Annotated in this window: 28 protein-coding genes; 13 read left to right on the top strand and 15 right to left on the bottom strand. The window is 60.5% G+C overall.

All coding sequences use genetic code 11. The features are described 5' to 3' along the window. Nucleotides 1–16: 16 nt before the first annotated feature. Both HYPGJ_RS10755 and HYPGJ_RS10750 read right to left on the bottom strand, forming a co-directional pair. Nucleotides 17–589, bottom strand: coding sequence for a UbiX family flavin prenyltransferase (locus HYPGJ_RS10755; protein WP_046847169.1), 573 nt, complete (start codon nt 587–589; stop codon nt 17–19). Continuing rightward, nucleotides 586–2,085, bottom strand: coding sequence for a UbiD family decarboxylase (locus HYPGJ_RS10750; protein WP_046847168.1), 1,500 nt, complete (start codon nt 2,083–2,085; stop codon nt 586–588). The genes HYPGJ_RS10755 and HYPGJ_RS10750 overlap by 4 nt, the downstream gene beginning before the upstream one ends. Nucleotides 2,086–2,217: 132 nt before the next feature. Here HYPGJ_RS10750 and HYPGJ_RS10745 point away from each other — a divergent pair, with 132 nt between their 5' ends. The 6 genes from HYPGJ_RS10745 (at nt 2,218) to HYPGJ_RS10720 (ending at nt 7,340) form a co-directional block, all read left to right on the top strand. Next, on the top strand, nt 2,218–2,766 hold the full coding sequence (locus HYPGJ_RS10745; RefSeq protein WP_052750880.1) for an SCP2 sterol-binding domain-containing protein: 549 nt from the start codon (nt 2,218–2,220) through the stop codon (nt 2,764–2,766). Then, on the top strand, nt 2,763–3,764 hold the full coding sequence (locus tag HYPGJ_RS10740) for a peptidase U32 family protein (RefSeq protein ID WP_244466093.1): 1,002 nt from the start codon (nt 2,763–2,765) through the stop codon (nt 3,762–3,764). The genes HYPGJ_RS10745 and HYPGJ_RS10740 overlap by 4 nt, the downstream gene beginning before the upstream one ends. A gap of 5 nt (nt 3,765–3,769) precedes the next feature. Beyond that, nucleotides 3,770–4,669 carry a U32 family peptidase gene (locus HYPGJ_RS10735; RefSeq protein WP_046848329.1) on the top strand — a complete coding sequence of 300 codons (900 nt, stop codon included), beginning with the start codon at nt 3,770–3,772 and terminating at the stop codon, nt 4,667–4,669. Between the two features lie 89 nt (nt 4,670–4,758). Then, nucleotides 4,759–5,928, top strand: a complete 1,170-nt coding sequence (locus HYPGJ_RS10730) for a cytochrome P450 (protein ID WP_046847166.1) — start codon at nt 4,759–4,761, stop codon at nt 5,926–5,928. 142 nt (nt 5,929–6,070) lie between these two features. Beyond that, entirely contained in the window at nt 6,071–6,769 is a 699-nt protein-coding gene (locus HYPGJ_RS10725; RefSeq protein ID WP_046847165.1) for a cyclic nucleotide-binding domain-containing protein, read from the top strand. A 25-nt stretch (nt 6,770–6,794) separates the two neighbouring features. Next, nucleotides 6,795–7,340 (top strand): DUF2478 domain-containing protein, encoded by a 546-nt coding sequence (locus tag HYPGJ_RS10720; RefSeq protein ID WP_052750879.1) that lies wholly within the window; start codon nt 6,795–6,797, stop codon nt 7,338–7,340. Between the two features lie 33 nt (nt 7,341–7,373). On the opposite strand, the gene HYPGJ_RS10715 is transcribed toward HYPGJ_RS10720, so the two are convergent. The 9 genes from HYPGJ_RS10715 to HYPGJ_RS10680 form a co-directional block, all read right to left on the bottom strand. After that, nucleotides 7,374–7,748 (bottom strand): hypothetical protein, encoded by a 375-nt coding sequence (locus HYPGJ_RS10715; RefSeq protein WP_013214610.1) that lies wholly within the window; start codon nt 7,746–7,748, stop codon nt 7,374–7,376. Between the two features lie 156 nt (nt 7,749–7,904). Further along, nucleotides 7,905–9,329, bottom strand: coding sequence for a 4Fe-4S binding protein (locus HYPGJ_RS10710; RefSeq protein WP_101536130.1), 1,425 nt, complete (start codon nt 9,327–9,329; stop codon nt 7,905–7,907). An 88-nt stretch (nt 9,330–9,417) separates the two neighbouring features. Continuing rightward, nucleotides 9,418–9,771, bottom strand: coding sequence for a cupredoxin domain-containing protein (locus HYPGJ_RS10705; RefSeq protein ID WP_046848327.1), 354 nt, complete (start codon nt 9,769–9,771; stop codon nt 9,418–9,420). Nucleotides 9,772–9,861: 90 nt separating this feature from the next. Then, nucleotides 9,862–10,407, bottom strand: coding sequence for an iron transporter (locus tag HYPGJ_RS10700; RefSeq protein ID WP_046848326.1), 546 nt, complete (start codon nt 10,405–10,407; stop codon nt 9,862–9,864). 152 nt (nt 10,408–10,559) lie between these two features. Further along, nucleotides 10,560–11,912, bottom strand: a complete 1,353-nt coding sequence (gene hemN / locus HYPGJ_RS10695) for an oxygen-independent coproporphyrinogen III oxidase (RefSeq protein WP_046847163.1) — start codon at nt 11,910–11,912, stop codon at nt 10,560–10,562. A gap of 180 nt (nt 11,913–12,092) precedes the next feature. Beyond that, complete coding sequence (locus tag HYPGJ_RS19210; RefSeq protein ID WP_159108294.1) at nt 12,093–12,230, bottom strand: hypothetical protein; 138 nt, start codon at nt 12,228–12,230, stop codon at nt 12,093–12,095. Nucleotides 12,231–12,285: 55 nt separating this feature from the next. After that, complete coding sequence (locus tag HYPGJ_RS19330; protein WP_200185724.1) at nt 12,286–12,444, bottom strand: hypothetical protein; 159 nt, start codon at nt 12,442–12,444, stop codon at nt 12,286–12,288. After that, a complete protein-coding gene (locus HYPGJ_RS10685) occupies nt 12,441–12,743 on the bottom strand; it encodes a cytochrome C oxidase subunit IV family protein (protein WP_046847161.1) in 303 nt (100 codons plus the stop codon). Before HYPGJ_RS10685 ends, HYPGJ_RS19330 begins: the two co-directional genes overlap by 4 nt. Nucleotides 12,744–12,745: 2 nt before the next feature. Continuing rightward, nucleotides 12,746–13,342 carry a cytochrome c oxidase subunit 3 gene (locus tag HYPGJ_RS10680; protein WP_046847160.1) on the bottom strand — a complete coding sequence of 199 codons (597 nt, stop codon included), beginning with the start codon at nt 13,340–13,342 and terminating at the stop codon, nt 12,746–12,748. A 169-nt stretch (nt 13,343–13,511) separates the two neighbouring features. On the opposite strand from HYPGJ_RS10680, the gene HYPGJ_RS10675 reads away from it, so the two are divergent. The 5 genes from HYPGJ_RS10675 to HYPGJ_RS10655 all read left to right on the top strand — a co-directional run bounded on the left by HYPGJ_RS10675 (nt 13,512) and on the right by HYPGJ_RS10655 (nt 18,663). Next, on the top strand, nt 13,512–13,964 hold the full coding sequence (locus tag HYPGJ_RS10675) for a cytochrome c (protein WP_046847159.1): 453 nt from the start codon (nt 13,512–13,514) through the stop codon (nt 13,962–13,964). 13 nt (nt 13,965–13,977) lie between these two features. After that, nucleotides 13,978–15,327, top strand: a complete 1,350-nt coding sequence (locus tag HYPGJ_RS10670; protein ID WP_046847158.1) for a cbb3-type cytochrome c oxidase subunit I — start codon at nt 13,978–13,980, stop codon at nt 15,325–15,327. Between the two features lie 29 nt (nt 15,328–15,356). Then, nucleotides 15,357–16,166, top strand: a complete 810-nt coding sequence (locus HYPGJ_RS10665) for a CbbQ/NirQ/NorQ/GpvN family protein (RefSeq protein ID WP_013214621.1) — start codon at nt 15,357–15,359, stop codon at nt 16,164–16,166. A 6-nt stretch (nt 16,167–16,172) separates the two neighbouring features. Next, nucleotides 16,173–18,080, top strand: coding sequence for a VWA domain-containing protein (locus HYPGJ_RS10660; protein WP_046847157.1), 1,908 nt, complete (start codon nt 16,173–16,175; stop codon nt 18,078–18,080). 130 nt (nt 18,081–18,210) lie between these two features. Then, the gene (locus tag HYPGJ_RS10655; RefSeq protein WP_046847156.1) at nt 18,211–18,663 is read left to right on the top strand and encodes a hypothetical protein; all 453 of its coding nucleotides are present in this window, start codon (nt 18,211–18,213) and stop codon (nt 18,661–18,663) included. Nucleotides 18,664–18,720: 57 nt separating this feature from the next. Here HYPGJ_RS10655 and HYPGJ_RS10650 read toward each other — a convergent pair whose 3' ends face one another. The 3 genes from HYPGJ_RS10650 to HYPGJ_RS10640 all read right to left on the bottom strand — a co-directional run bounded on the left by HYPGJ_RS10650 (nt 18,721) and on the right by HYPGJ_RS10640 (nt 22,904). Continuing rightward, nucleotides 18,721–21,078, bottom strand: a complete 2,358-nt coding sequence (locus HYPGJ_RS10650; RefSeq protein ID WP_046847155.1) for a TonB-dependent receptor — start codon at nt 21,076–21,078, stop codon at nt 18,721–18,723. Nucleotides 21,079–21,178: 100 nt separating this feature from the next. After that, nucleotides 21,179–21,592: a DUF2946 domain-containing protein gene (locus HYPGJ_RS10645; RefSeq protein ID WP_046847154.1), complete on the bottom strand. Its 414-nt coding sequence runs from the start codon at nt 21,590–21,592 to the stop codon at nt 21,179–21,181. Nucleotides 21,593–21,830: 238 nt separating this feature from the next. Further along, nucleotides 21,831–22,904, bottom strand: a complete 1,074-nt coding sequence (locus HYPGJ_RS10640) for a hypothetical protein (protein ID WP_046847153.1) — start codon at nt 22,902–22,904, stop codon at nt 21,831–21,833. Between the two features lie 291 nt (nt 22,905–23,195). Here HYPGJ_RS10640 and HYPGJ_RS10635 point away from each other — a divergent pair, with 291 nt between their 5' ends. Both HYPGJ_RS10635 and HYPGJ_RS10630 read left to right on the top strand, forming a co-directional pair. Then, nucleotides 23,196–23,378, top strand: coding sequence for a hypothetical protein (locus tag HYPGJ_RS10635; protein ID WP_013214627.1), 183 nt, complete (start codon nt 23,196–23,198; stop codon nt 23,376–23,378). 19 nt (nt 23,379–23,397) lie between these two features. Then, nucleotides 23,398–24,585, top strand: coding sequence for an NnrS family protein (locus HYPGJ_RS10630; protein WP_046848325.1), 1,188 nt, complete (start codon nt 23,398–23,400; stop codon nt 24,583–24,585). Between the two features lie 58 nt (nt 24,586–24,643). Here the strand turns inward: HYPGJ_RS10630 and nirK are convergent, their stop codons facing one another. After that, on the bottom strand, nt 24,644–26,065 hold the full coding sequence (nirK, locus tag HYPGJ_RS10625; protein WP_244466092.1) for a copper-containing nitrite reductase: 1,422 nt from the start codon (nt 26,063–26,065) through the stop codon (nt 24,644–24,646). Nucleotides 26,066–26,147: the final 82 nt, after the last annotated feature.

Genomic DNA, 26,147 nt, shown 5'->3' with positions numbered 1-26,147 from the left:
CTTGATGTGATCGGAATTAGCTTGGCTCGCCCCAGCGAGTCATCTCCGGTCCGGGCTCGATGCCGGCCCAACCAATGAGGCGTGCAGCGATCTCCTCGATCATGCCCTGCATCGTTTCACGCTTCGTATAAAACGGCGGGACTGGCGGCGCGATGATGGCGCCGAGGCGCGCCAGTTTCAGCATCCCTTCCAGATGGCCTTCGTGGAGCGGCGCTTCGCGCGGGACGACCACGAGCCGGCGCTTCTCCTTCAATGCGACATCGGCGGCCCTGGTAAGCAGGTTGTCGCCGAAGCCGTGCGCCATCGCCGCGAGGCTGCGCATCGAGCACGGTACGACGATCATGCCGTCGGTTCGGAACGATCCGCTGGCGATCGGGGCTGCGAGATTGCGCGGGTCGTGCACGAGGCTTGCGGCACTCGTCAGATCACCCAATCCCGACGATCCTAACTCCTGCGCGATCGTGACGCCGGCGCCTTCCGACACGACAAGATGTGTCTCGACGCCCGCGCGAGAAAGCTGGCGCAGGGTTTCCAGCGCGAGCGCCGAGCCCGATGCGCCGGTGACGCCGACGATCAGTCGTTTGCTCATGTCGTTATCTGGTTCGGAAAGAATTCCTGCCATCGCTCACTCACCTGGCGTTCAATGTTCCGATCCGGCTGGATCGTGCGGCCCCAGTCGCGCGTCGTCTCCGCGCCGATTTTACGTGTCGCGTCAAAACCCGCTTTGCCGCCTAAGCCCTCCAACGGAGATGCGAAGTCGAGAGGGTCGATCGGCGTGCGATCGATCACCATTAGATCACGTCCGGGGTCCATCCGCGTTGCGAGGGCCCACATCACGTCGTTCCAGGAGCGTATGTCGACGTCGTCGTCGACGATGATCAGCATCTTGGTCATCGAGAATTGCGGCAGCAGCGACCAGAATCCCATCATCACGCGGCGAGCTTGCCCCGGATATCGCTTAGCGATGGAAATGACCGCCATTCTGTACGAGCAGGCTTCCGGTGGAAGCCAGATGTCCAGAATTTCTGGGATCAGCTGACGGAGGAGCGGCTTGAAGACGTCGAGGAGCGTATCACCGAGCACAGAGGGTTCGTCCGGCGCGCGGCCGGTGAACGTCGTGAGATAGCTGGCTCGATCGCGGATGCGCATGCCCTTCAAAGTGAAAACCGGATAGGGTTCCGGCGCATTGTAGTAGCCGGTGTGATCTCCGAAGGGACCTTCGAGAGCGGTTTGTGATGCGGACACCGTGCCTTCGAGCAGAATTTCGGCGCTCGTGGGTGCGTGCAGCGGAATGTGCGCGCACGGCGCCATATCGATTCTCTGATTGTTCAGGATGCCGGCCAACGCCAGCTCGGATATCGTCTCCGGCGCGGGCATGACGGCTGCGAGCAGAACCGCGGGATCGGCTCCGATCACGACAGCAGCGGGACAGTTCTGACCCAGTGCCTGCCATTGCCGATAGTGCTTGGCCCCGCCGCGCATCGGCAGCCAGCGCATGATGGCGCTGTCGCGATCGAGCACCTGCATGCGGTAGACACCGAGATTGTAATTCTCGAATTTGTTGTCGCCTGGCGGACGCGTGATTACGACACCCCAGGTGATGAGTGGTCCGGCATCGTCAGGCCAGCAGGTCTGCACCGGCAGTTGTGTGAAATCCGGATCTGCTGTTCGCCATTCGCGCGGCGCCGACGTCGCTCTTGGACGAGCATGCAGCGCGTTGCGGGCGGCAGGCAGAAGCGACCACGCTTGACGTAAGTCACGTGGCGGCTTTGGCGACTGCATCCACGCCAACAATTCGCCGAGAGATGCCAACCCCTCTTGATCTGTGCCAAGTCCCCACGCGACTCGTTGGCGCGTTCCGAAGAGATTGGTCACGACCGGAAGCGGCGACGTTACGCCGTTCGCGTTTAATGGGCGCTCCAATTTCAGGACCGGACCGCCGTTCGCGATGACCCTGCGGTGCAGCTCCGTTGCTTCGAGATGCATCGAAATTGGCGCACTTATCGAAGAAATTTCGTTCTGCTCACTGATGAATGAGAGAAACGACGATAGGCTCTGGAACGATGGAAGACGACGTTGGTGCATGAACGTTCTGCTGCGGTGACGAAGCTGTCGTTATTTTTCGTAGCAGCGTGCGCCTTGCATTCTTTGCTCTGGGACAAAGGTTAATCGGTAGGCAACGCCTATGGTATCGCCTTGCGATGGAGACCGCCGTTGATGGGGCAGATTGCCGACGAAATGAGCTTGCCCGGATTTGTGCGGCGGCTTCTGCCTGCGGCGGTCGGATTTCCGCTCGGCCCGGTGCTGACGCTGTCGCTCAGATCGTTCGCGCGGCGCAGACCTGAGATATTCGAACGGCTCGGTGAGTTTTGCAGCGGGCGCTACCTGATCGATCCGACAGATCTTCCTTTCGTATTTGACGTCGTGCCGAACGGGCAATCGGCGACGGTGCAGATCGCGAGCGGAAGCCAGCCTGAGATCGCCGATGTCGTTTTGCGCGGTCCGATCATGGCGCTGCTCGGCATCGTCGACGGTACATTCGACGGCGACGCTCTGTTTTTCCATCGCACGATTTCAATCACGGGGCGGACGGAGGCGATCGTCGCGCTACGCAATGCGATCGAGGATGCGGAGCTGCAACCATCGGATCTTCTTGGACTCAAAGGTATGGCTGCGAGCATCGCCAACACCGCCATTCTCGGCGGAGTAGATTTTGCGCGGGGCGCGGCGGCGAGCGCGGCACAGCGTCAGAAGGAGCGGGCATGAGCGAGCGAGGCCGTATGGAGCTCGTATGCCCGGCGGGAACTCCGGCGACGCTGCGCGCGGCTGTGCAGGCGGGCGCCGATTCGATCTATTGCGGCTTTCGTGACGAGACCAACGCTCGCAATTTTCCAGGTCTCAACTTCTCAGCTCAGGAGATGGCGGACGGCATCCGCTTCGCGCACGATCACGGCAGTAAAGTTCTGGTGGCGATCAACACGTTCGCGCGCGCCGAGAACACCGAGCCGTGGCGCAGGGCGGCGGACACCGCTGTCGCGAGTGGGGCGGATGCGGTCATCGCGGCCGATATCGCAGTGCTCGATCACATGTCGACGAACCATCCGGACACGCGCCTGCATCTTTCCGTGCAGGCGGCCGCAGCAACTCCGGAGGCCATCGGTTTTTATGCCGATGCGTTCGGTGTTCGACGCGTGGTGTTGCCGCGCGTGCTCTCGGTTCAGGAGATCGCCGCACTCAATCGGGCTATTGCCGTCGAAACGGAAGCCTTCGTCTTTGGCGGATTGTGCGTGATGGTCGAGGGGCGCTGCCATCTGTCGTCCTATGCGACGGGCAAGTCGCCGAATCTCAACGGCGTGTGCTCGCCACCCGAGGCCGTCCATTATGTCGAAGACGCGAACGGGACGACCGCGCAGCTTTCAGGCTTCACGATCGATCGTTACGAAGCCGGTCAACCGACAGGGTATCCGACCCTTTGCAAGGGACGGTTCAAGGCCAGCGGCAAGACGGGGCATCTGTTTGAAGATCCTGTCAGCCTGAATGCCGGAAGCATGATCGTCGCGTTTCGCGAGGCGGGCGTCAAAGCTCTGAAGATCGAAGGGCGGCAGCGGGGCAAGGGATACGTCAGCGAAGTGGTGCGCGCCTTCCGCAGGGCGGTCGATGCCGTCGAGCAAGGCGGTACGCCGACGGAAATCGATAGCATTCTCGCCAGCATGTCAGAGGGCGGCCGGCAAACGACCGGCGCCTATCGAAAGACCTGGAGGTGATGCCCATGCCGCCAGTCGCGCTGACACTCGGTCCCGTGTTTTTTCATTGGCCAGCGGAAAGGCTCAGAGACTTTTATTTTCGCATTGCTGATGAGGCGCCAGTCGAACGTGTTCACGTCGGCGAAGTCGTTTGCGGAAAGCGAATGCCGTTCTCTGATCCGGTCTGGCCGGACGTGATCGAGCGGCTGGAGCAGGCCGGAAAAGAGGTCGTGCTGTCGACGCTTGCGACGCCCATGACGGTGCGCGAGCGGAGGTCGATTGCAGATCTCTGCGGTGACGATCGCCTGGTCGAGATCAACGATTTGACGGCGTTGCCGGTTAGGTCGGGTCAGCCGTTCGTCGCAGGTCCGTTCATCAACGTGTACAACGGCGCGACGGCGCAGTTTCTCGGACGCCGCGGTGCGCGGACGATCTGTCCGCCGGTGGAGCTGTCGCTCGCGCATATCTCTGCCATTGCGCAGACGTGCTCGGATGTGGAGTTCGAAGTCTTCGCGTTCGGACGTTTGCCGCTAGCGCTTTCCGGGCGCTGCTATCATGCGCGACTGCACGGCCTGCACAAGGATTCCTGCCAGTTCACCTGCGAGCAAGACCCAGATGGGCTTCTCGTCGATACGCTCGACGATCAATCATTTCTCGCAATCAACGGCGTGCAGACGATGTCGGCTCAGGTTCATGCTGTGATGCAGCCGGTGAGCGAATTCCTTTCGCGGGGGATTCGACGGCTCCGCCTTTCTCCGCACACATCAGACATGGTGCAAGTGGCGCGCATCTACAGATCCGTCCTGAATGGCGACGAAGACCCGGAACGTGCGCGCACCTTGTTGTCGAACCTCGATTTGCCGGGAACGCTCGTCGACGGATATGCGCGTGGACGCGCAGGTGCGGAGGCGGTCGCAGCGCCATGACAGCTGACGGAAAGCTTTTGGCCCGCGGTGGGCACAATAATGCGAAACAGCAATCGATTTCCATCGCACCAGCGGAATGTTTTCAGGAGATGACGGTGAAGACGGAATTGACCAAACGAGAACAGGATTGGAATCCGCGTTCTGACCTCGTGCTTTCAAATCAGATCAAGGCCTACGATGCGATGCGGCAGCGCTGTCCCGTCGCGTACAGCGATTATCTCGGCTGGTCGCTGTTCCGGCACGAAGATGTCGTGCGCGTGCTCGACGACCACGAAACGTTCAGCAGCGTCGTGTCGCGCCATCTCTCTGTTCCGAGCGGCATGGATCAGCCGGAGCATACGGCCTACCGGAAATTGATCGACCGGCATTTCGAGCCTGCGCGCGTTGAGGCATTCGAACCGCAGTGCCGGGCGATTTCACGGGATCTGGTGTCGCGCCTGCAGCGGAATGCCGAGATCGATCTGGTCGTCGATCTCGCGCGCCTGTTCGCCGTGCGCATTCAGTGCGCATTTCTCGGCTGGCCGGATGAGCTTCACGAACCGCTGCTGCAATGGGTGCGCAAGAATCACGAGGCGACGCTCGCCCGCGATGTCGAGGCGATGGCGGCCGTTGCACTGGAGTTCGACGGATATATCATGGCGCTGCTCGATGCACGGCGCCAGGCTGGCGCTGCCGCGCCGGACGACATCACCACCGATCTGGTCCGGGAAAAGATCAACGGACGTCCGTTGAAGGATGACGAGATCGTAAGCATTCTGCGGAACTGGACGGTCGGCGAACTCGGCACCATCACGGCGTGCGTCGGCATTCTGGCTCATTATCTCGCAGAACATTCGCAGGTTCAGAAGCAGCTGCGCGCGAATTTGGATCAGCTCCCGTCCGCGATCGATGAGATTCTCAGAATCCGTGCCCCGCTTATTTCCAACCGGCGTGTGGCGCATAGGCCGGTTGAAATCGATGGCCGCAAGATTGCCGCCGGCGAGCGCATCACGCTGATGTGGGCATCGGCAAATCGCGATGAGGCCGTCTTTGAGGACACGGATGAGCTTCGTCTCGACCGCGATCCGGAGCAAAATCTTCTCTATGGGCGTGGCATTCATGTCTGCCCGGGTGCGGGACTGTCGCGGCTGGAGTTGCGCGTGATCATGGAGGAGCTGCTTCAGGCAACCGAGACTATGGCGTTCATTCCCGGCCGTCCGGCGACGCTCGCGGTCTATCCGGCGGGCGGGTTTGCGGCGTTGCCGATGCGGATAGCGTAGCTTCGCATGCGGATCGTAACCGGAGCACGTCACGATCGAAATTATAAAGCTGGAACGGGACGCCAAGGCAAATTGGAAGCGTGCCGTCCTCATCACATTTTTAGACGCAGTACATTGATGAAGTTGGATTAGGCGGAAATACATGGAACACAACGATTGGCGGACCATCCGCGCGACACCGTTATTCAGTTCTCTATCGCAAGATGTGACGGAGAGCATTGTTGCCGGGCAAGGCGTGCGGACGTATGAGAAGGGCGCGCTGCTCTTTCAGCAAGATTCACCATCGGACGCGTTCTTCGTCATTCTTGACGGTTGGGTGAAGCTGTTTCGGATCACGCCGAATGGAACGGAAGCCATCGTCGGTGTTCTGAGACGCGGAGAGTCGTTCGGAGAGGCTGCGATTTTCATGGATCGCCAGTATCCCGTCGCGGCCGAGGTCGTGACGACGTCGCGTCTGCTGAAGGTTGACGGCGACAGCTTCCGGCGGCGGATTCGCGTCGAGCCGGATCTGGCGTTGGCGATCCTCGCGTCACTGTCGCAGCATTTGAAGTTTCTTGTTGGGCATATCGAACAGATCAAAGTGCTCGATGCCTCGCAGCGGGTTGCGGATTTTCTCGTCGAGCTCAGCGGTCAAACACAGGGATCGGCGGTGATCGTTCTGCCGTACGAGAAAGCGCTGATTGCCAAACGCCTCGGCATGACGCCGGAGAGCCTATCGCGGGCATTGGCAAAGTTGCGGCCGTTCGGTATTTCTGTGCATCAGGAAAACGTGACGGTCGCGGACGTGGCCGCTTTGCGCAACCATGTCGCGATGGGGCGCAGTCATGCAGCAAACTCCTAATGACGAAACTGGAAAGGCCAGGCGCATGGCGATTGACATCCCCGTACTCGCGGCCATCCGTGCGACGGGCAAAACACCCGTCGATGCGACGCTTGCCGAGGCTGCCGCTGTTCTCCGCTCATGGGGGGTGAACGTGCGCGGCATCGTGCAGGAAGAAGTTGCAGGCGTCGACGGGGCGAAGTCGACCACGCAATTGCGCGACGTCGCGGATGGCTCGTTGATGCAGATTTCTCAGGATCTCGGGCCCAATGCTCGCGGCTGCCGCCTCGATCCCGGAGCGCTCGCGGAGGCGACGCGACGGCTGGAAACGATCGTCGAAGGCGGCGCGGACCTTCTCATTCTCAACCGGTTCGGCCGGTCGGAGTCGGAGGGAACCGGCCTCAGACCGATCATCGAGAATGCAATTCTGTCAGGCATTCCGGTGCTGATCGCCGTGCGCGACGAATACATACCGGCGTGGGATATGTTCCACGAGGGAATGGCGACGTGGCTTCCCGCCGAGACTAACGCGGTTCTGGATTGGTACCGGACGACGGTTGCGAAGCCGTATACGGAAGCGCCCGCTGCTTGAGGCGCGATTGCGTTTGACGATTACTTGTGGGCGTCAGTCTGAGTTGCGTTTCAACGGTTGCGCGGAGAGTGTTTCCAGTTCGCGAAGCGCGTCGGCGGCTTTGTCCGCCTGATCGGCGATTTCATCGAACAGCAGCGCAAGTTCCTTAAAGACCGAGATGTCGGTCTCGTTCTCGGTAATCTCGTCGATATCGGCAAGATATGAAATCTGATCCGCGATCAGATCTCGACGATGCCGCGCTTCCTTTAATGCGCTGCGCAACTGTCGCCGGGCTTCCAGAACCGAGAAGCGGTCGAGCGCCTGATCCAGTTTTGTGCGGCATTCGCAATCCAATTCTGCCGACGACAAAACACGATGCAGCCGCAGGGAAAGATCGGAGCGGCGGGGAGATTTGACGGTCCTGGTCAATTTGCCATTCCCAATGTCGACGTCACGGACGTCAGCGCATTTAAGCCGGGCTGAATGGGTTTCGGGATAACATAAAGCAAGGAACCCGGATTGTTTCAGCGCAAGCGCGATCAGCGATAGGCCGTGCCAAAGGCAAATTGTAATCGCTTGCTTTATTCACCAAATCCAGAACAGAACGAACCATGCGGCGTTGGCGGGAAGCATCGCGCCACAGAATGCGACCAGCGCCGGAATTCTGAGTGTCGTGCGGTCGGAATAGAGTTCGGTGATTTTCCAGCACAAAGTCGCGGACCACAGCGTCGCGAGGACCAGTATGCTTGCGCGGGCTTCGCTGACGTAGGGCAACATTATGCCGTCGGACCGGAGCTGCGTTACGGTCAGCGCCGACAATCCGAGAAAGACTCCGGCGCCTGCGAGTGGGATCAAGGCCTGTGCCAGGTGATGAAATCTGGCCGTATTCCATGAGCCCAAGCTCCGCGTCGCCAGTGCCAGCATCAGCGTGATCGCTCCGCCGCATGCGAGCGCGGCTGCGAAGATGTAGGCAATCAACAACGCTCCATCGAGCAATGTTAGCACGTCGTTTTTCAATGGATAGTTGGTCAAAATCCACCACGGTGCCGTGGCCTCAAGCGGCCAGGTCACATTGGCGGAAATCAAGTTCTGTGCGGCCCATTGTTTGACCGTGATCAGAAACGGGCTCGATGACCACTGGAACGCGCCGACGACGAGACCCATGAGGCCGAAGACGATGAGGATCGTTTCCCAAGGCTTGGGTGTTTCGCCCGCCACGTGGACGATTTCATTATTGGGCGAGCGGCGCGCGAGGCGGATTGCGCCGCGAAAGCCGCTGCAGCGGCCGCACATATGGCATGCGGATGCGCCACGCATGTTCTTTAGCGGCACGAGGGGCGCGCAGTTTACCGGACCGGGCCGGCAGCCTGCCGACTGAGACCCTCGCCACTGTTCCGGATCGACATGAAAATGCAAAGGCGCGAGCTTCGCCAGAAGTGCGAATACGCCGCTGACGGGGCACAAATAGCGGCACCAGACTCGCTTGTTGCGGCCGTAGAGATAGCCGACGGCGGCTGCCGCTACGGTCGATCCGCCGAGAATGAGAAGCGTCGGCAGCGGGTATTGATAGACGCTGACCATTTGGCCGTAGACCGTAGTGCAGGCAAAAGCGACGGTCGGCCAGCCCGCCCATGTGATCCAGCGCGGCGTCGCTCTCGCCCTGCCGACGCTGCTCGCATATTCGGTGATCGCGCCTTCGGGGCAGAGCAACCCGCACCACATGCGTCCGACCAATGCCGTTCCTAAAATCACGAACGGCCACCAGATGCCCCAGAACGCGAATTGTGCGAAGCGCGTTACGTTGGTCCAAATGTAGGCTGCGTTATCGGGCAGGGGCAGCAGTACGGGAACGATGAGCAGAACGACATAGATCGCGACGACGGTCCATTGTGTTTTGTGGATGGTTCGTTGATGACGCTGGAGCCAGTCACCGAGGCGCGCCCAGACGTCCGGCTGCGCGGCGGCAAGAACGGGTGCGTGGTCTCTTTCTGGCAGCGTGCAGATCGTCATCGGGTCGTCTCCCCTGCGCGCGTGCGCGCCGGATGTCGTCGTGCGATCGGTGCAAGCCAGCGGCTGGGCAACGATCGATAGTGTCGCGTCACGGGCTGGCGGGTTCTCGCGCGATCAGCTTGGCGGGGGGCGTGTCGAGGTGAAAATCGTCGAAGAACTGATACTCGCCCGGATCGAGGCGTTTAATGACGATGAACGACGACGTGCCGGCACCCAGAACTTTTTCCCGGCGCAACTCGTTGCTCTCGAACTCGACCGGCGTCGTTCCTTCGTTCTGCAGAATTAGCTTGAAGCGGCGGTTAGCCGGGACCTCGACAACGGGCGGATCGATTTTTCCGTCCGCGAATTTGATGGTGAAGACCGGGTCTTCCTCGGCCAACGCCGCGGCTCCGGAAAAGAGCGCCAGAAAAGCGAGCGACATCAGCCGGACTGGAAATGACATGGTGCTTAGGCCTTCTTTCCTGACATCCACCTAGTCAGCGCAATCAATGCGCTGGACTAGGCGAACGAAACGCAACCGGTCGATCGGCGATCAGTACGCGCCCTTCTTGCCGGTACCGGCGTAAGTGAACTCGTAGTCGACGCTGAACGGTGCGGCCCACGGGCCAACGCCGGTTTCCTTATCGACGTGGCGTCCAAAATGATCGGTGGTTTCAGCGCCGAGCGATTTGATCGTGAAGGTCAGTTTGTATTTTCCCGCGCCCATCAGCTTGACGTTGTCGCCGTAGTGCGGTCCGTCGCTCGCCACCATCGGCATGAACACGCCCGACGCGCGTTCGCCGCCATCGACCTTGACGAGCGTGTATTCGATCTTGAGGTTGGGAATCCAGTCACCTTCGGCGAAGCCGTTTTTGTTGTCCGCCAAGGCGTGGATATCGGCTTCGAGGTGGATGTCGGATTCGGCTGCGGCCCGCATGATATGCGCGGGCTCCATCTCGATCGGCTGAAGATAGACGGCAGCGACTTCGATGCCGTTGGTCTTGTGCGGGCTGCCAATCGGATATTCGGCGGCAAATGCCGAGGGCGCGCTCAGCCCCAGCATTGTCATTGCCAGGGGGAGGATCGAACGTCGTGCCATGTTGGCTCCAATCTCGTGTGCGGTCTTGGCGAATAAGGCGCCACTCATTGGCCCATGGGGGTCTGGCTGGCCGCGATATTCATTACTTATCTAGTAAACTTAGTTGTCGCGTTGCTTGACCCAGGACAAGAGAAGTATGCCCGGATGCTGCGTCAGACTGCCTTGCTGTGCCTTTGGGCAGAGCGGTCAAGGTAGGAGTCGAACGCTGCCGCAACAACACGGACGAGGTAACGATGATCGTTTTCGATTCGGAGGATGTTGCCGTCCATTTGCGCCAAGCCCTCGTCGATGGCGCGCGAAAGCCTTTCGTTTCCGCCCGTCAGCGCCGCGTGGTCGAGGCCGTATCGTGAGCAGATGCCTGGAAGGTCGGCCTCGAAGTCGCACATCAAGCGTTCGATGATTGCGGCACGGCCTCGGTCTTCGGACGTCAGGCTATAGCCTTTCGCAGTGGCGAGCCGGCCGTCGCGAACGCGCGTGGAGTAGTTGCCGATCGCGGTTTCGTTTTGAACATAGCCGTGCTTGGTCTTGCCGATCGCGGATGCGCCGAAGCCGATCAGGGCTTCGCAATCATCCGACGTGTAGCCCTGAAAATTGCGGCGCAAACGGTGCGATGCCTGAGCCAAGCCGAGCTCGTCGTCGGGAAGCGCGAAACAGTCGAGGCCGATCTGCTTATATCCGGCGTTGACCAGCGCGTCAGCGATGGCGATCGTCTGCTCGACCCGCTCGGCACTGTCGGGCAGTGTCTTCGCGTCGATCAGACGCTGATGTTTCTTGACGTCCGGCACGTGCGCATAGCCGAAGACCGCGAGGCGGTCCGGCTTCATTGTGAGGGCCGTTTTGACCGTCTCGATGCAGGATTGAACGGTCTGGTTCGGCAAGCCGTAGATCAGATCGAAGTTGATCCGGTTGATGCCGACGCGCCGTAGCGCCGCCACGGTTTGCGACGTGCATTCCACGCTCTGGATGCGATTGATGCTTTGCTGAACCTTCGGGTCGAATGTCTGTACGCCGAGGCTGGCGCGATTGATCCCGCTGCCGCGCATCGCCGCCAGCATCTCGCGGGTGATGGTTCGCGGATCGATTTCGATCGCCAGCTCGGCATCGTCCACAATGTCGAATGCGTCGCGCAGCAAATGCACGAGCCCGATGAACTGTGCGGGTTTCATGATCGTCGGCGTGCCACCGCCGAAATGTACGTATTTCACGCGCTGGCGGCGTCCGATTTGAGATGCGACCAGCTCGATCTCGCGGTGCAAGATGTCGAGGTAGTTGGCGACCGGCTCGTCGCGGCCGCTGATCGTGGTGTTGCAACCGCAGTACCAGCACATCGATCGGCAATAAGGGATGTGAAGGTAGAGCGAGACCGGGTCGCGGGGTGCAAGCGCCGAAAGCCAGCCTGCATAGACTGTGTCGTCAACGACGGGAGAGAAAAGCGGAGCGGTCGGATAGCTCGTGTAGCGCGGCAGCCGGGCTTCGCCGTAAGCACGAAGGAGTGTCGATTGCAAAGCCCTTCTCCCGATTTCTGCGAAAACGGGAAGAATGCTACTCCGATCTGGGGCAGACTCTTTGCGCTAGGCCAACTGATTTTGGGCGTCAGGTGCGTCCGAATGGCCGTTGCGCCAGTTGTTAACTAGGCGCGCGCTCGCAATCACATTCTGGCGTCCAGCGCAATTCGCGATTGCCGATCAGCGGCCTATGGATTTCAGCCGTTCATTCAGTCCGACCAATGCGATCAAGACGACGGCGGTAATAAGGGAAATGATGGTGCCGCCCGCCATCAGAAGGAGCACGAGCGCGCCTGAAAACGAGAAAATGCTGTCCATGAGTTCGCTCCATGAGATTCGTGACGGCGCCGGATCAACGTCCATCAGCCTGCGGCTAGATTTGCCCAACGAACATGGCGGTTGCAATCGCGATTGACAACAGGGCCGCGACGACCGCGCCCGTCTTCGGGATGGCGCCCTGACGGTACATGAAGAAGATGAAAATCAGAAGGACGGGCGTGAGGGTGACAAGCCCCACCTGCTGCTCGTTCATTGCAATGATCCCGAAATGACATGGGCGCGAGAGGCCAGAACAGTTCCGGCGGTGTAGATCGCGAAGATCGCACCTGAAAGCGCGATGAGATAGATGGCGAATAGCGCACGCCAGCCACCGGGCGCGCTTCGAAGCCCGAGAAAGTGCTGCAGGATCGTCCAGGCTTTGACGCCGGCAACCGTCACCACGACCGCGACCTGCGCAAGGATCGGGATTGCGCCGTCCTGGACCGCACCGGCCCACATCGAGATCAGCGTCAGCACCACCAGGACGACCCAAACCTTCACCAACGTCGCCATGTTCAGCGCACCAGATAGATGATGGGGTAGATCAGCACCCAGACCATATCGAGCATATGCCAGAACGCGGCTCCGGTCTCGAGGTTCTCGATGCTGTCGGCGAAATAGACGATCGCGAAAATTATCAGCCCGAGGATGATGTGGGCCGCGTGAAATCCCGTGATCAGGAAATACAACTGAAAGAAGGTGTTCGTCTCGATGCCTATCCCGGCAGCGATGAGGTCACCGTACTCGACGCCTTTGACGGCGAGGAATATGAGCCCTAGCGCCATTCCTGAGAGCAGGAGCAGGCGGGCATCGCGTCCCTCGTGTCTGCGCCAGATCGCCGCCGCCACCAGAAATCCGCTGGTGACGAGTACGAGCGTATTCAAACCACCGAGCACGCGATGCAGGTGATTTTGCGCGTCGGCGAACGTTGCGGGATTAAGCGTGCGCGCTACGGAGAAGCCCAGCAAAAGCGCGCCAAATACAGCCAGTTCGCCCAGGATCAGGATCCACATCATGGGATTTCCGGGCAGGCCATTAAGGGGGCCCCAATCCGCGGTTTGCGCTTCCGACGTTTGCTCCTCCGGCTCTCGATACGTCTGCGCCAATGTCATCCAATCCCGTGCGGCTACCTGCGACCTATAATATGAATTTAAAATACCTCTTTGTTGTCCGAGCGCAAAGAGGGGACCGCTTCGCCTTTGATAATAAGCCCGCCGATGATCACGGCATGCGTGTGTGCCGGGAGCGGGATCGGGACAAGGCTGGAGGAGACGAAGGGCAATGAGTGAGAGATTCACTAAGGCGGCTGCCCGCAATATTTTCTACGGGGGGTCAATTTTTTTCTTCATTATTTTCGTCGGTTTGACGGCGCAGACGGACTACTACATCCGAACGACGAGCACTGCGAGCGCTGAGCTTTCCGATAGCGTCCGGCGCGGCAAGCACGTTTGGGAAAAGAACTCCTGCATCAATTGTCACACCTTGCTTGGTGAGGGCGCGTACTTCGCACCCGAACTAGGAAATGTCTGGGTGCGATACAACGGTCTCGAGGATCCGAAGGCGGCTCGCGAAGGGCTCTTTGCCTGGATGCACTCCCAGCCCAGCGGCGTCGAAGGCCGCCGGCAGATGCCCGACTTCAAGCTGACCGATCAAGAAACCAACGATCTGATCGATTTTCTGGAATTCACCAGCCGCGTGAAAACACAAGGTTGGCCGCCAAAGGCTTCAGGCTGAGGAGACGCGAACAATGAAATATCCTACGCAACGGGTCGCTTTGGCCTACTTCATCTGCGCCATGGTTTTGTTCGGCGTCCAGATCGTCGTCGGCGTCCTGGCCGGCACCGTATACGTCTTTCCGAATTTCCTATCCGACGTCATTCCCTTCAACGTCCTGCGCATGATCCACACCAACGCGTTGATCGTGTGGCTGCTGATGGGATTTTTCGGATGCGGCTATTATCTCGTTCCGGAAGAAGCGGAGCGCGACATCGAAAGTCCGATGCTGGCCTACGTGCAGCTCGGTCTGTTGATGTTCGGGGCACTGGCGGCAGTCGTCGGCTATGTCTTCGGCATTCATGAAGGCCGCGAATTCCTCGAGCAGCCGCTGTGGATCAAGGCCGCTATCGTCGTGGTGGCGCTGATCTATCTCTACAATATTTCGATGACGATCCTGAAAGGCCGGAAGACGGCAATCGGCAACGTGCTGTTGCTCGGCATGTGGGGCATCGCGGTATTCTGGCTGTTCGCGTTCTACAACCCCGGCAACATCGCGCTCGATAAAGTCTACTGGTGGTACATCGTCCATCTGTGGGTCGAGGGCGTGTGGGAACTCGTGATGGCGTCCGTCCTCGCGTTCCTGATGATCAAGATGACTGGCGTCGACCGCGAGGTGATCGAGAAGTGGCTCTACGCCATCGTCGGTCTGGCGCTGTTCTCGGGCGTGCTCGGCACCGGCCATCACTACTACTGGATCGGTGCGCCGGGATACTGGCAGTGGATCGGCAGCATCTTCTCGACCTTCGAAGTCGCGCCGTTCTTCGCGATGGTGATCTTCGCCTTCACGATGGTTTGGAAAGGCCGCCGCGATCATCCGAACAAAGCGGCTATGCTGTGGTCGCTCGGCTGCACGGTCGGCGCGTTCTTCGGTGCCGGTGTGTGGGGCTTCATGCACACACTGTCGTTCGTCAACTACTACAGCCACGGAACGCAGGTTACGGCGGCGCACGGGCATCTCGCGTTCTTCGGTGCCTACGTGATGCTGAACCTCGCCATGATCACTTATGCGATGCCGTATCTCCGCAAGCGTGCGCCATATAACCAGGTGCTCAACATGTGGAGCTTCTGGATCATGACGTCGGCCATGGCGTTCATGACCTTCACGCTGACGTTCGCGGGCGTCGTGCAGGTCCATCTGCAGCGCGTGCTGGGCATGAGCTACATGGAAGTCCAGGATCAGCTAGCGCTGTTCTACTGGATGCGTCTCGGCGCCGGTGCCTTTGTTGCGATTGCCTGCGTGCTGTTCCTCTATTCGATCTTCGGACCGGTACGGGAAGAGAAGCCGGCTCGTATCGACATGCCGCTGCAGCCGGCAAACTAGCTCAGGTTCGTAACACGAGGGATCATGGCATGTTGAAAAGTGTCAGTACGTCAGCGAAACAGAAAGACTTGCCGTTCTATGCGCCGGTCGGTTCGGAATGTGAGATTTTCGAGCACGCCTATCGCAATCGCCTGCCGGTTCTGCTCAAGGGACCGACGGGCTGCGGCAAGACACGTTTCGTTGCGTATATGGCGGCGCGGCTCGGCCGTCCGCTCTATACGGTGGCATGCCATGATGACCTGACTGCTGCGGATCTGACTGGCCGCTATCTGCTGAAAGGCGGCGACACGGTATGGGTAGACGGGCCGCTGACGCGGGCCGTCCGCGAGGGCGCAATCTGCTATCTCGATGAGGTTGTGGAAGCGCGCAAGGACGTGACGGTCGTCCTGCATCCGGTAACCGACGACCGTCGTACACTACCGCTCGAGCGCACGGGCGAACTGCTGCAGGCGCCGCCGGAGTTCATGCTGGTGGCGTCCTATAATCCAGGCTATCAGAACGTGCTCAAGACGCTGAAGCCGAGCACGCGGCAGCGTTTTCTCGCGATGGAGTTCGGCTTCCCGACGCTCAATACCGAAGCCGACATCGTTGCGCATGAGAGTGGCCTGCCGCACGAGCGTTGCTTGCCGCTCGTTCGTGTCGCGCAGGCATTGCGCGGTTTGAAGGGACAGGACATCGAGGAAGGCGCATCGACGCGGCTCGTCGTCTATTGTGCGACGCTGATCCGCGCTGGCGTCGACTATGACACCGCTTTGCGCGTGGCGCTGATCGAGCCGCTGTCGGACGATCCCGAAATCGTCGATGGGCTGAAGCGCGTCGTGCAGATCGCGCTCGGGTAGTTCGCCATGCCGCTGTTCGAGCCGGAAGAAGCCTTCGGGCAATACTGGCACCGTCTCGTCGGATCGTCGCGTTCCTATCGCGGGCACGCAGACGCTGCGGTGACGCTGGATCCGATCCGTGTCCGGCTTGGATTGCTGTTCCGGGCCGGCGGAGGGGACGGTGCGATCCGCATCGTCGGCAGCGCCGCGACGGCCTCGGGTCACCGGCTCAATCTCAAACAGGCGCTGGGTCTCGGCACCGAGATGATCGAGCGTCCGACGCTCGACGCGAGCGCGCTGCGCTTGCCGGGAAGCGTCGATCTGTTTGCTCAATCGAAAGACAACGAAGCGCTTTACGAGTGGCTGGCCATCTGGTTCGCGCACGCCGCTCCGCCGCAACAGGACGATGATCCGTTGCGAAATGATCTCTACTGCCTGCGCGCTGCCGTACAGACGACGCGCAGGACGCTTGCCGCCTGGCCGGGCCTGCGGCCGGTCTACGATCGCCTTCGCCGCATGACGTTGAACGAGCGGCCTCGGCGCAATCTGCCGGGCATCGAAGGGCAGATCGAAGCTGCGATCGTGCATGTGCTCAGTGAAACAATTCCCGCGTCCGACGCGATTTTCGATGCGATTGCGGGAAATGGCGAGATCAATCCGACTCTCCGCTCGACGCGGGGCTATCGCACGTTTCTCCCAGTGCCGCTGTGGGGCGACGTCAAGGCGGACGCGGCTGGCGCGAGTGGTCCGGATGCGGACGAGCCAGGCGGCGATTCGATTGCCGTCGATGCAAAACGCCGGACCGGCGTGCGCAAATCGACGGACCGCAGCGACCGCAACGATCCGCTGATGCTGCATCGCTTCGAGACGATCTTCAGCATCGCCGAGATGATCAACGTCAGTCGTGACGTTGATGACGACGATGACGAGGGTGCGCGGCAGGCGCTGGAAGATACGCCAGAACTAACGATCGGTTCGAACAAGAAACGTCCGTCGTCGCGGCTGAAGATCGATCTCGATCTTGCGCCGCGCGAGATGGATACGACCGCGCTCGTCGCCGACCATACCTATCCGGAATGGGATTGGAAGCGGCAGGCTTACCGTCCCGACTACTGCCGGGTGATTGCCGGGCAGGCGTCGGAAGAGGGGGAGGACTGGTCGGCGGATGTGGTGACTCAGCGGAATATTCGCCATGTTCGCCGCCAGTTTGAAGCCTTGCGGCCGCGACGCCAGACCTTGCATGCCGAGCCGGACGGCGAGGAACTGGACCTGTCGATGCTGATCCGCTCCATCGCGGATCGAAAAGCCGGAGAGTCCGGCAGCGAACGTATCTTTACCGATGTGCGGCCAGCGGCGCGCGATCTGTCGGTCGCGGTGCTGATGGACGTATCTTTGTCGACCGACGCGTGGATGCAGGAGCGGCGCGTCCTCGATGTCGAGAAGGGCGCGCTTCTCGCGCTGACGCATGGTCTGACTGCGTGCGGCGATGAGCATGCGATCTACACCTTTACGTCGCGCCGTCGCACCAACGTGACGGTGACGACGCTCAAAGACTACGATGAGGCGCTCGATCAACGCATCGTGCGCAGGATTTCAGCGCTGAAGCCCGGGCAGTACACGCGCATCGGCGCTGCCGTCCGTCATGTCACGAGCGAACTCGTCAAGCGTCCGCAGCGGCATCGTCTGCTGCTTCTTCTGACCGACGGCAAGCCGAACGATGTCGATCACTACGAAGGCCGGTTCGGCATCGAGGATACGCGGATGGCGATCCGCGAGGCGCGCAAAGCCGGGTTGCGTGTGTTTGGCGTGACCATCGACGAGAATGCGCGAGATTATTTTCCGCATATCTTCGGGCGCGGCGCCTTTGCGATCGTTCGCGACATCGCGCGTTTGCCTGCGGCGCTGCCTGCGATTTATCGCCAGCTCACGACATAGTGCGAACGGCTCGAGCCCATTGTGTCGCCTAGCGGTGCAGCCACATCTGCGTGACATTTATCAACGTGGCGGTTTTCGGCGACGCTAGCTTCGGACTACATTCGAGTCGGTTCGCAATACTTGAGGGACTATGCGCTTCTCGTGGTCTGCCGCTGCCATGTTGCCGCTCGTCGCGATGATGGTCGCGGGTTCAGTCGTCGCGAAAGATCGCGCCACCGGCAAGGGGGACCAACGCGAGGCGGTGATGCTCAACCGCGAAGAGGCGCAGGAACTGCTCGCCGGCATGCGGACGTATCTGGAGACGATCCAGAGTATCGTCTCGGCTCTCGCAGAGAACAAAACGGCGCGTGTGCCGAAGATTGCGGCGCGTTCGGGCAACAAGATGCTGAGCGGCATTAATCCGATGACCGGTCTCAAAGCGCCGGTCGGGTTCACGATGATGAGCCTCGATACGCATGACAAGTTCGACAAGCTTGCGGGGAAGGCGGGGCGCGGAACATCGCGCACCGAGGTGCTGACGGATCTCGCCGATATTCTCAACAACTGCAGCGGCTGTCACGCGGCCTACAAGCTGGCGCGGTGACCGAACGATCCGGTGACGCGAGGCCGGCGCCGATGTGACGCCAGCCTCCGGATGCAATCAGAACGTAACAGTGACGCCGGCATTGAATGACCGGCCTTGACCGGGAACCGGCGAGATCAAACCCACGCGTCCTCCGGCACTGTAGTCGGCCCAGTCGACGCCGCCGAGCGGCGCGTAGTAAAGCTTGTCGAACAGATTGTTGATGCCGAGATCGAGCCGCACGTTTTCCCACTGGTAGCTCGATCGCAAATCGACGAGCGCGTATCCGGGCGTCGTCGGTTCGTTGCGCAGCTCGTTGACGTCGGTCTTGGCGTTCACCATCGTCACCTGGACGGCATTCGTCCAATTGCCGAGCTGATGATTGAGCGTCATCTGCGCGTTGATCGGCATCATGTGATAGAGCGTGTTGCCGGTGTCGAGGTTCTCGCCGTTGACGTAGCCGATCAGCCCAGAGAGCCCGAACAAGCCGAACCTCTCGCTGTTCCAGAGATCGACGCTGCCGGAGACGTTGACGCCGTACAACTGTGCGTCGTGGTTTGCAAAGCGCAGTGTCACGAACTCGGAGGACGGCATCATGCCGCCCATGCCGCCACCACCCATTCCGCCACCCATGCCCATTCCGCCCTGGGTCTTGACGTAATCGGCGTCGATGTAGTCCTGCGCATAGGTGTAGTAGGGCGTGATCTTGATATCCCACGCGTGGTGCTGATGATCGTGCCAACCTGCGGTCACGCTGAAGGTGTTGGCGACTTCGGGTTTCAGGTCGAGGTTGCCGACGTAGCCGTTGGCGTCGCCATACCAGCCGATCATGTCGGCCGCCATGTCGCCGGTGCTCCAGGCATAGCGCTCATAGAAATTCGGCGAGCGCGTCTTGCGGGCGTAGCCGAATTCGTAGGTTTCGATCGCTGTCGGCTGGTAACGCGCGAGCGCGGTCACGTCGAAATTCGCGTCCGTCTTCTGGTGATTGCGTGCGTTGAAGGCGGCGGCATCGGCGGCGTACATCATGCTGTAGCCTGCGACATCGCCGGTATCCATCCACACCATGTCGTTACGGACGCCGAGCAGCGTGCTCCATGCGCTATCCCAGCGATGCTCCCACTCGACGAACGTTCCGAGGCGCTGGCGCGTGCCGTTATTGATGTTGATGAAGTCGTTCGGCCCCATCATCGGCTCCATGCCGGCGACCGGCGGCCACCAGTCGTCGAGCGTCACACGATGGAACTCGTTGCCGACGCGGAGAACGTCTGCCGTCGTCAGCGGAATTTCCGCCTTTATTGAATAGCCGGCATCCGTGCCTTCGGAGTTCATCGGCATCTTGCCGCTTTTGTCGGCGAGCATGTCCATGCGGTGGTCGGTCTTTTGATAGAAGGCTCGGACGTCGAGCATTCCCCAATCGAAATGCGTCAGATACCGCGCGTTGAAGAGCCAGGCGGTGTTGTCGACCATGTCCATGCGTTGGTTGACATAGCCCTGGTAGGGGATGTGGGCGTAGATCCCCTGCATCGTGAAGACATCGGCGCCGTTCTTGATGCCCAGCGTCACAGCGTGATTCTGCGCTTCATAGAGTGTCGAGCGAACGATCGGACCGTCGTCTCCGCGCCAATAGTCGTTGGCTTTGTTCCAGGCGCCGGAATACCCCAAGCTGACGTTCTGCGTCGCGGCTTCGGCGTGCGCGGCGGTGCTGACGCTATCGCCGTTGCTCCGGTAGAATGTCGACAGGCTTCCCGATGTTCGCACGCCGTCGCCAACGTCGGCAAAGCGCGGAGGCAGGGATTCGACGACGATCGTTCCGCCGAGGCTGTCGCCGCCTTTGCTGACGGGAGTCACGCCTGCGATGACGTCGGCAACCGCGACCTGCGACGGGTCGATGTATGATAGCGGCGGGTTCATGTGGTTGGTGCAGGCCGATGTCACGGCCATGCCGTTGATCAAAATCTTGACGCGGTCGTCGTTCAGTCCGTTGATCGAGGGTAGGCCCGAAATGCCGCCAGACTGGAAGATGCTGACGCCTGGAGCTTTCGTCAGAAGCTGGGCGGTGTCGCTCGTCCCGGGAAGCTGAGACTGAATGGCCTTGCCGGAAATGCGCGTGCTGCTGAGCGGCACTGCGAGGCCGCGTGTGCCGGTGCCTGTGTCAAATTCCGATGCTGCGTGCGATTGCTCGTGCGAAGCGTGCTGCGGTTCGTTTGACACTGACGGCGTTGGTGCTGGGCTCTGGCTCGCGACCGATTTGGCTTTGGGTTTCTTCGCCTTGGTGTTGTGCTGGTGATGCTGATGCGCCTGCTGCTGAACAACGACGTCCGGCAACTCGGTACTGACTCCGGCTTCCTGAGCGAGCGAGCGTGAACTCAAGGCATGTGGCGTGATCGCCATCACAGCGGTTGCACACAGCAACCGGGCTTTCAAATTGATGGACATGGTACGATTCCCCCGTCGACGAGGCATGCGTAAGCGCAGCCAATCGCCGGTATTCAGATTTCACTGGTTTATGGTGGAAGGTGATCGCGAGACGCTGCGATCAGAGCGCGTTCAGCGAAGGGGGATCACGGTTGCGCGTATCGATCGTGAAATCGATGGCGAGAAGCGCGATCGTTGCGGCGCGGATGGTCTGGCCGATATCCTTGGTCGGGCGGACGATCGGAGGCGTCGCGGTGATCGCGAGATGAAACGCAGCCAAGCCTTTACAGAACGGACAATCGGTCGAGTCCTGCCCGCTTGAGCCCTGTTCCGGCGCGGAATGCGTGGAGGCGGAATGGTGTGATTTGCCGGTATGGCAAATGAGATCGGCGAGATTTCCGATATCGATAGCGCGGAGGGTTTGCCGCAATTCGGAGACAAAGTGATTGGGGATGAGCGCGATATAGAAAAGCACGCCCAGCAGCGCGATCGCTGCTGAGAACGTCGAGCGCCTTTTCCCCCCTGCGCGCGTCACGTCTGCCCCTGTGTTCGTCTCCGCGACGAAACCTTTGTCGTCATTGCCGGTCCCGTATTCCGGCAGCGTATTACTCGACTTCTATGCGTCGGCGTGTGCTCTGGCCTTGTTGAAGGTCAAGCTGCACGCGTGACGGTTCGATGCAGCCGCGCGTGATGCTCACAAGCCGGCCGCGCCGAAAATGCTAACTTCCGTTTGTCGGAAAATCAATGGCTTCTGATGCTATCTCAGAATGACTCTAATGTGGAGTGGGGCCTGTGGATACCGGGCTTGCGCTTGGCCAGACATAACCGCCGCCGATGACGATCTGGTGCGATGTCAGACTCGTTTGCAGCGTACCTTCGGGCGGCGTCGTGCCGGTGCGCCAGCGTGTGAATTGCCGCCAAAGATCGCCGGGCATTTCGGTCAAGCCAGAGAACGGTTCGACGAACCAGCGCGGCAGCCAATCGGATTTCAAATCTTTCAGCGACCATGATTTGCCGCCGGTCAGCGCGGCTTCGAGCGCCGACCAGACGAATTTATATTCGACGTAATAGGAGCCGCGCCCGATGCGTAATTCGAGCCCGGCGAGAAATTGAATTGCTGGGCCTGCATACTGATACTCATTTGTTCGTTTCGTGGGGGGCTCACCGGCAAACCATGCCTCGACGTGCGGCACGGCGGCGCCAAGTCCAATACCGAAGTAGGGGCGCAGCTTGGCTGTGATCGGCGCGAGGCGCACGAGACCCGAGGCATAGAGAACGTTGTGGCCGTGCGTGAATTCCAGACGATCGAACAGATCCGTCAAATGCAACGGCGAAGGAGCGGGCGCGCCTTTGAGTGTACCGGTGGTCTCCACGTCCTGGACAACGCCATTCTTGATCTTGCGTCCATGCGCACCTTTGCCGAGGCGGGCGATGGCTTTGCTGTGCATGAAATCGATCATGGTTCCAAACGAACCGGCCCAGCGGATGACGCGGGCTCCGCCATCGATGGGGAAGTAAAAGGTGTCGCCGTCCCAGCTCATGTTCTTGAGCGTGAGATCCGTTCCGTCCGGCCTTTGAATATGCACGTCGCTCTGATGGTAGTACGGCGCGCTGAGATATCCGCTTGCGACGGTTTCCCTGGAGTTGAACCACGATGAGGCAGTGGCCGGTACGGCAGCGTTCCCAGCGGAGTCGTTGTCGCGGTCGCCCGTGAACGATGATGAAAGCATGATCGTGCTGAGCATGAGGATGGCGCCTGCTGCCGCCATCCGGTCGATCATCGTCCAAAGGCCCTGCGGTGGGATGAGATCGAAAGTCGGGATTCTGGCCGTCAACGACGCTGTCATGCTTGCCCGTCTCTGAAATGAGTTCCTCAACCGGCGTCAGATCGCGCAGTGCGCAGTGCCGGTCCCTCGCAGCCGCCGACGTAAATCCGGAGTTCGGTGCTGCGTCAACCTGTTTGCATGCGCTGATGCGTTCCGGCGCAGTTGATATCGGATAATCAGAATCGATTGGAAACGGGGTAGATTTGCAGGCGTGCGATCACCCGGTCTTTGATGCGGGCCGATCGCGGCGATTTTGCCGCGCGTCGCGAGTGTGCGTGAAGTCGCCTGGCAGTCTCCACACACGAGGAACCTATGACCGATCAAGAGCGCGCTCAGATCATCGTGCGGGACGTTTTCCTCCACGATCTGAAGGGAGAAATCGGGACACTGGCACGGCTTGGCGTGCCGCTGGCCGATCGCCAGGACATGATCCAGCGCTTGGCGCAAGCGTTCGGGCGTGTGCGCGAAGAGGAACGCTCCAAGGCCGCGGCTTAGCGTCTTCGCATAAGGCATGATGTATCGCGTGCGCCCGGTGCGCTTCTTGTGTGCCGAGGCGTACGCCGTGCCGCCGTTCCGCATTTTCTTTGTCTTCGCTGCCCTCGATGCGATTGCGGCGATTGCGCCGTGGCTCCCGAGGCTTCTCGGCTACGCGGCAAGCGACGTTGCCGGCGTGCCGCTGGCGGTCTGGCATCGGGACGAACTTCTTCTTGGAATGATGCCGGCGGTTCTCGCCGGCTTTGTGCTCACGGCATTGCCGCGCTGGACGCGATGTGCACCGGCGAGCTCGAGGTTGGTGTTAGCGCTCGCAGGTCTTTGGCTTGCGGGGCGCGTCGCGCACGTCGTGTCGGCGGAAAGCATTCATGGAAGCGCGCTGGTTCCGGCTATCTCTTTCTTGTTCATAGTCGCTTTGAGCCTCATCGCTGCCCGGCAAGTCATCGCGGGTCGTGCATGGCGCGAGATCAAGGTCGTGCTGCTTCTTGCTGCGTTCGCCGCGGTGACAGGATTTCAATCGCTGTATCCGGAGAGTGTGACGGCGCTGCGTCTCGGGCTGGCGAGTGTGCTCGCTCTCGTCGTTGTGTTGGGCGGACGCATCGTGCCGGCGCTTACCGCAGCTTGGTTAGAGGCGAGAGGACAAGCGGCGATAAAGGTTCGCGGCAATTGGTTGGAGCCGACTGCCGCCGTTGCGGTCATAGGTGCGCTTCTGGTCTGGGCGGTTGCGCCTGAGGCCGAGGTCAGCGCGCTGGCTTCGTGGCTCGCTTGCTTCGCTCAAGCGGGACGCTTGGTTCGCTGGCAGGGATGGCGGGCTGCACGTTCGGCGCCGATACTTGCTTTGCACGTTGGCTATAGCTGGATACCCATCGGCTTCGCGCTTCACGCCGCGGCCGTCTTTTGGCCGTCGGCCGTGAGCCAAGCCGCAGCGCTTCATGCCTGGGGTATCGGAGTGATCGGGTTGATGGGCATCGCCGTCATGGCCAGCATGATCCGGCGTCACGCGCGTACGCCGTTCGCGGTCTCAGCGTCTCTGTTGCTGTCTCTCGCCTGCGCGGCTCTCGCGGCTCCGGCGCGCATCGTTGCGGAGGCGACGGCAGATTCAAGACACGCGTGGCTGCCTATTTCCGGATGCAGTTGGATCGCAGCTTTCGCGCTCTTTCTTTTCGCGTTCCGGAAGCTGCTGCTTCGGCCGTCCGGTTCCCGCAAATAAATACGGAGGCCTCAGGTCAACGCTGAGGCCTCCGTTACGCTTTGGACTCTACGCGACGCTACTGCTTCGCAGGTCCCTCATGCATGATCGAGTCGTTCTTCGGACCGTCGACATTCAGGAAGCCGACAAGGCCATGCTCCAGGCGAGAGAGGGCATGATCGACCAGGATGTAGCGCCCGGCGCGATCGAGCTTGAAGTCGACGATCGTGGCGCCACCCGGAGGAACCGAAACCGTCTGCACGCCGATCAGCGGGGGCGAAACAACGCTTCCGAGGGAATAGACGTGGTCGAAGATTTCACCGATGACGTGGAACGACGATGTGAAGTTCGGTCCGCCGACGCCGAAGTAGATGCGCACGGTTTCGCCGACGCTGGCATAAAGCGGATGGCTACGCGTAAGCGAACCGACCGAGCCGTTGAAGAGGAAGTATTCCGGCTTTTCGTTGATCAGCTTTTCGTAGTCCATTTCCTGCTCGCCGGCAGTGCCGAACGATTTGACCGTGTAGACCTCGCCTTGCATGACGTAGAATTCGCGGTCGACCTGCGGCAGGCCACCTTCCGGCTCAACGAGCAGAAGTCCGTACATGCCGTTGGTGATGTGCGTCGGCACGCTCGGCGTTGCGCAGTGATAGACATAGATGCCGGGGATCAGCGCCTTGAACGTCACGACGGTCTCGTCGCCGGGATCGGTCTGCGTGAATGCGGCTGCGCCGCCGGGTCCGGTTGCACCGTGGAAGTCCACGGAGTGAACCATCAAGCTGTCTTTGTGATTTTTGAGATGCAGCTCGACCGTGTCACCGACGCGAACGCGAAGGAAGGGACCCGGGACTTTGCCGTTGAACGTCCAGTACGTGTAGGTCGTGTTGTCGTCGAGCTGTCCCTTGACCTCGACCGTTTCGAGATCGATGCGGACGGTCTTTGCCTGACGCGGACCGATCGGGCCTGGCAGATCGGCGGGGTCGCGCGTGATGTCGGCTCCGGATGATTTCATCTCGGCGCGATTGCCCGGCAGGACCTGAATATTGCCCTCCATGCCGGCTTGGCGATGGCCTGCGATCGAGCAATAATAATTGAATTCACCGACTTTGCTGGCGACGAACGAGAAGGTCGAGCTGGCGTTCTTGCCGTTAACGATCGCCGATCGCGCCGCATACTGATCAACGACGACATCGTGCTGCGCACCTTCGCCGTTCACAAGGTTGATCTGAACGGTTTCGCCTTCGTGGACGACGAGCGTGGGATTGATCTTGTGGTCGATGTCGCCGCCGACGCCGATGTAGACCATGCGTCCTTCAGCGATGCCTGTGCGGAGGGTGAATACGACAGGCGCGTGGGCGCCGGGCGTCGGATCTGTTTTTTCTTCCTCGTGGGATTTCGGCTTTTCTTTCTTGGCTGGCGCGTCGGCGGCCGGGGCGGCCTTTTGCGCCATATGCTGTTGCTGGTCTGCATGTGCAGCCGGTACCGAAAGTAGTGCGGCCATTATTAGGCCGACAACCGCCCCGAAGCGGTGGAATATCATGCAATCTCCTCCTTGTGGCTCTCGCGCCTAAATTTGCCGAGAG

The sequence above is a fragment of the Hyphomicrobium sp. GJ21 genome (genome assembly GCF_001006785.1).
Lineage (GTDB): Bacteria > Pseudomonadota > Alphaproteobacteria > Rhizobiales > Hyphomicrobiaceae > Hyphomicrobium_B.
Note: the sequence above shows the minus strand (reverse complement) of the source record. Positions and strands in the feature narration are given on the sequence as shown.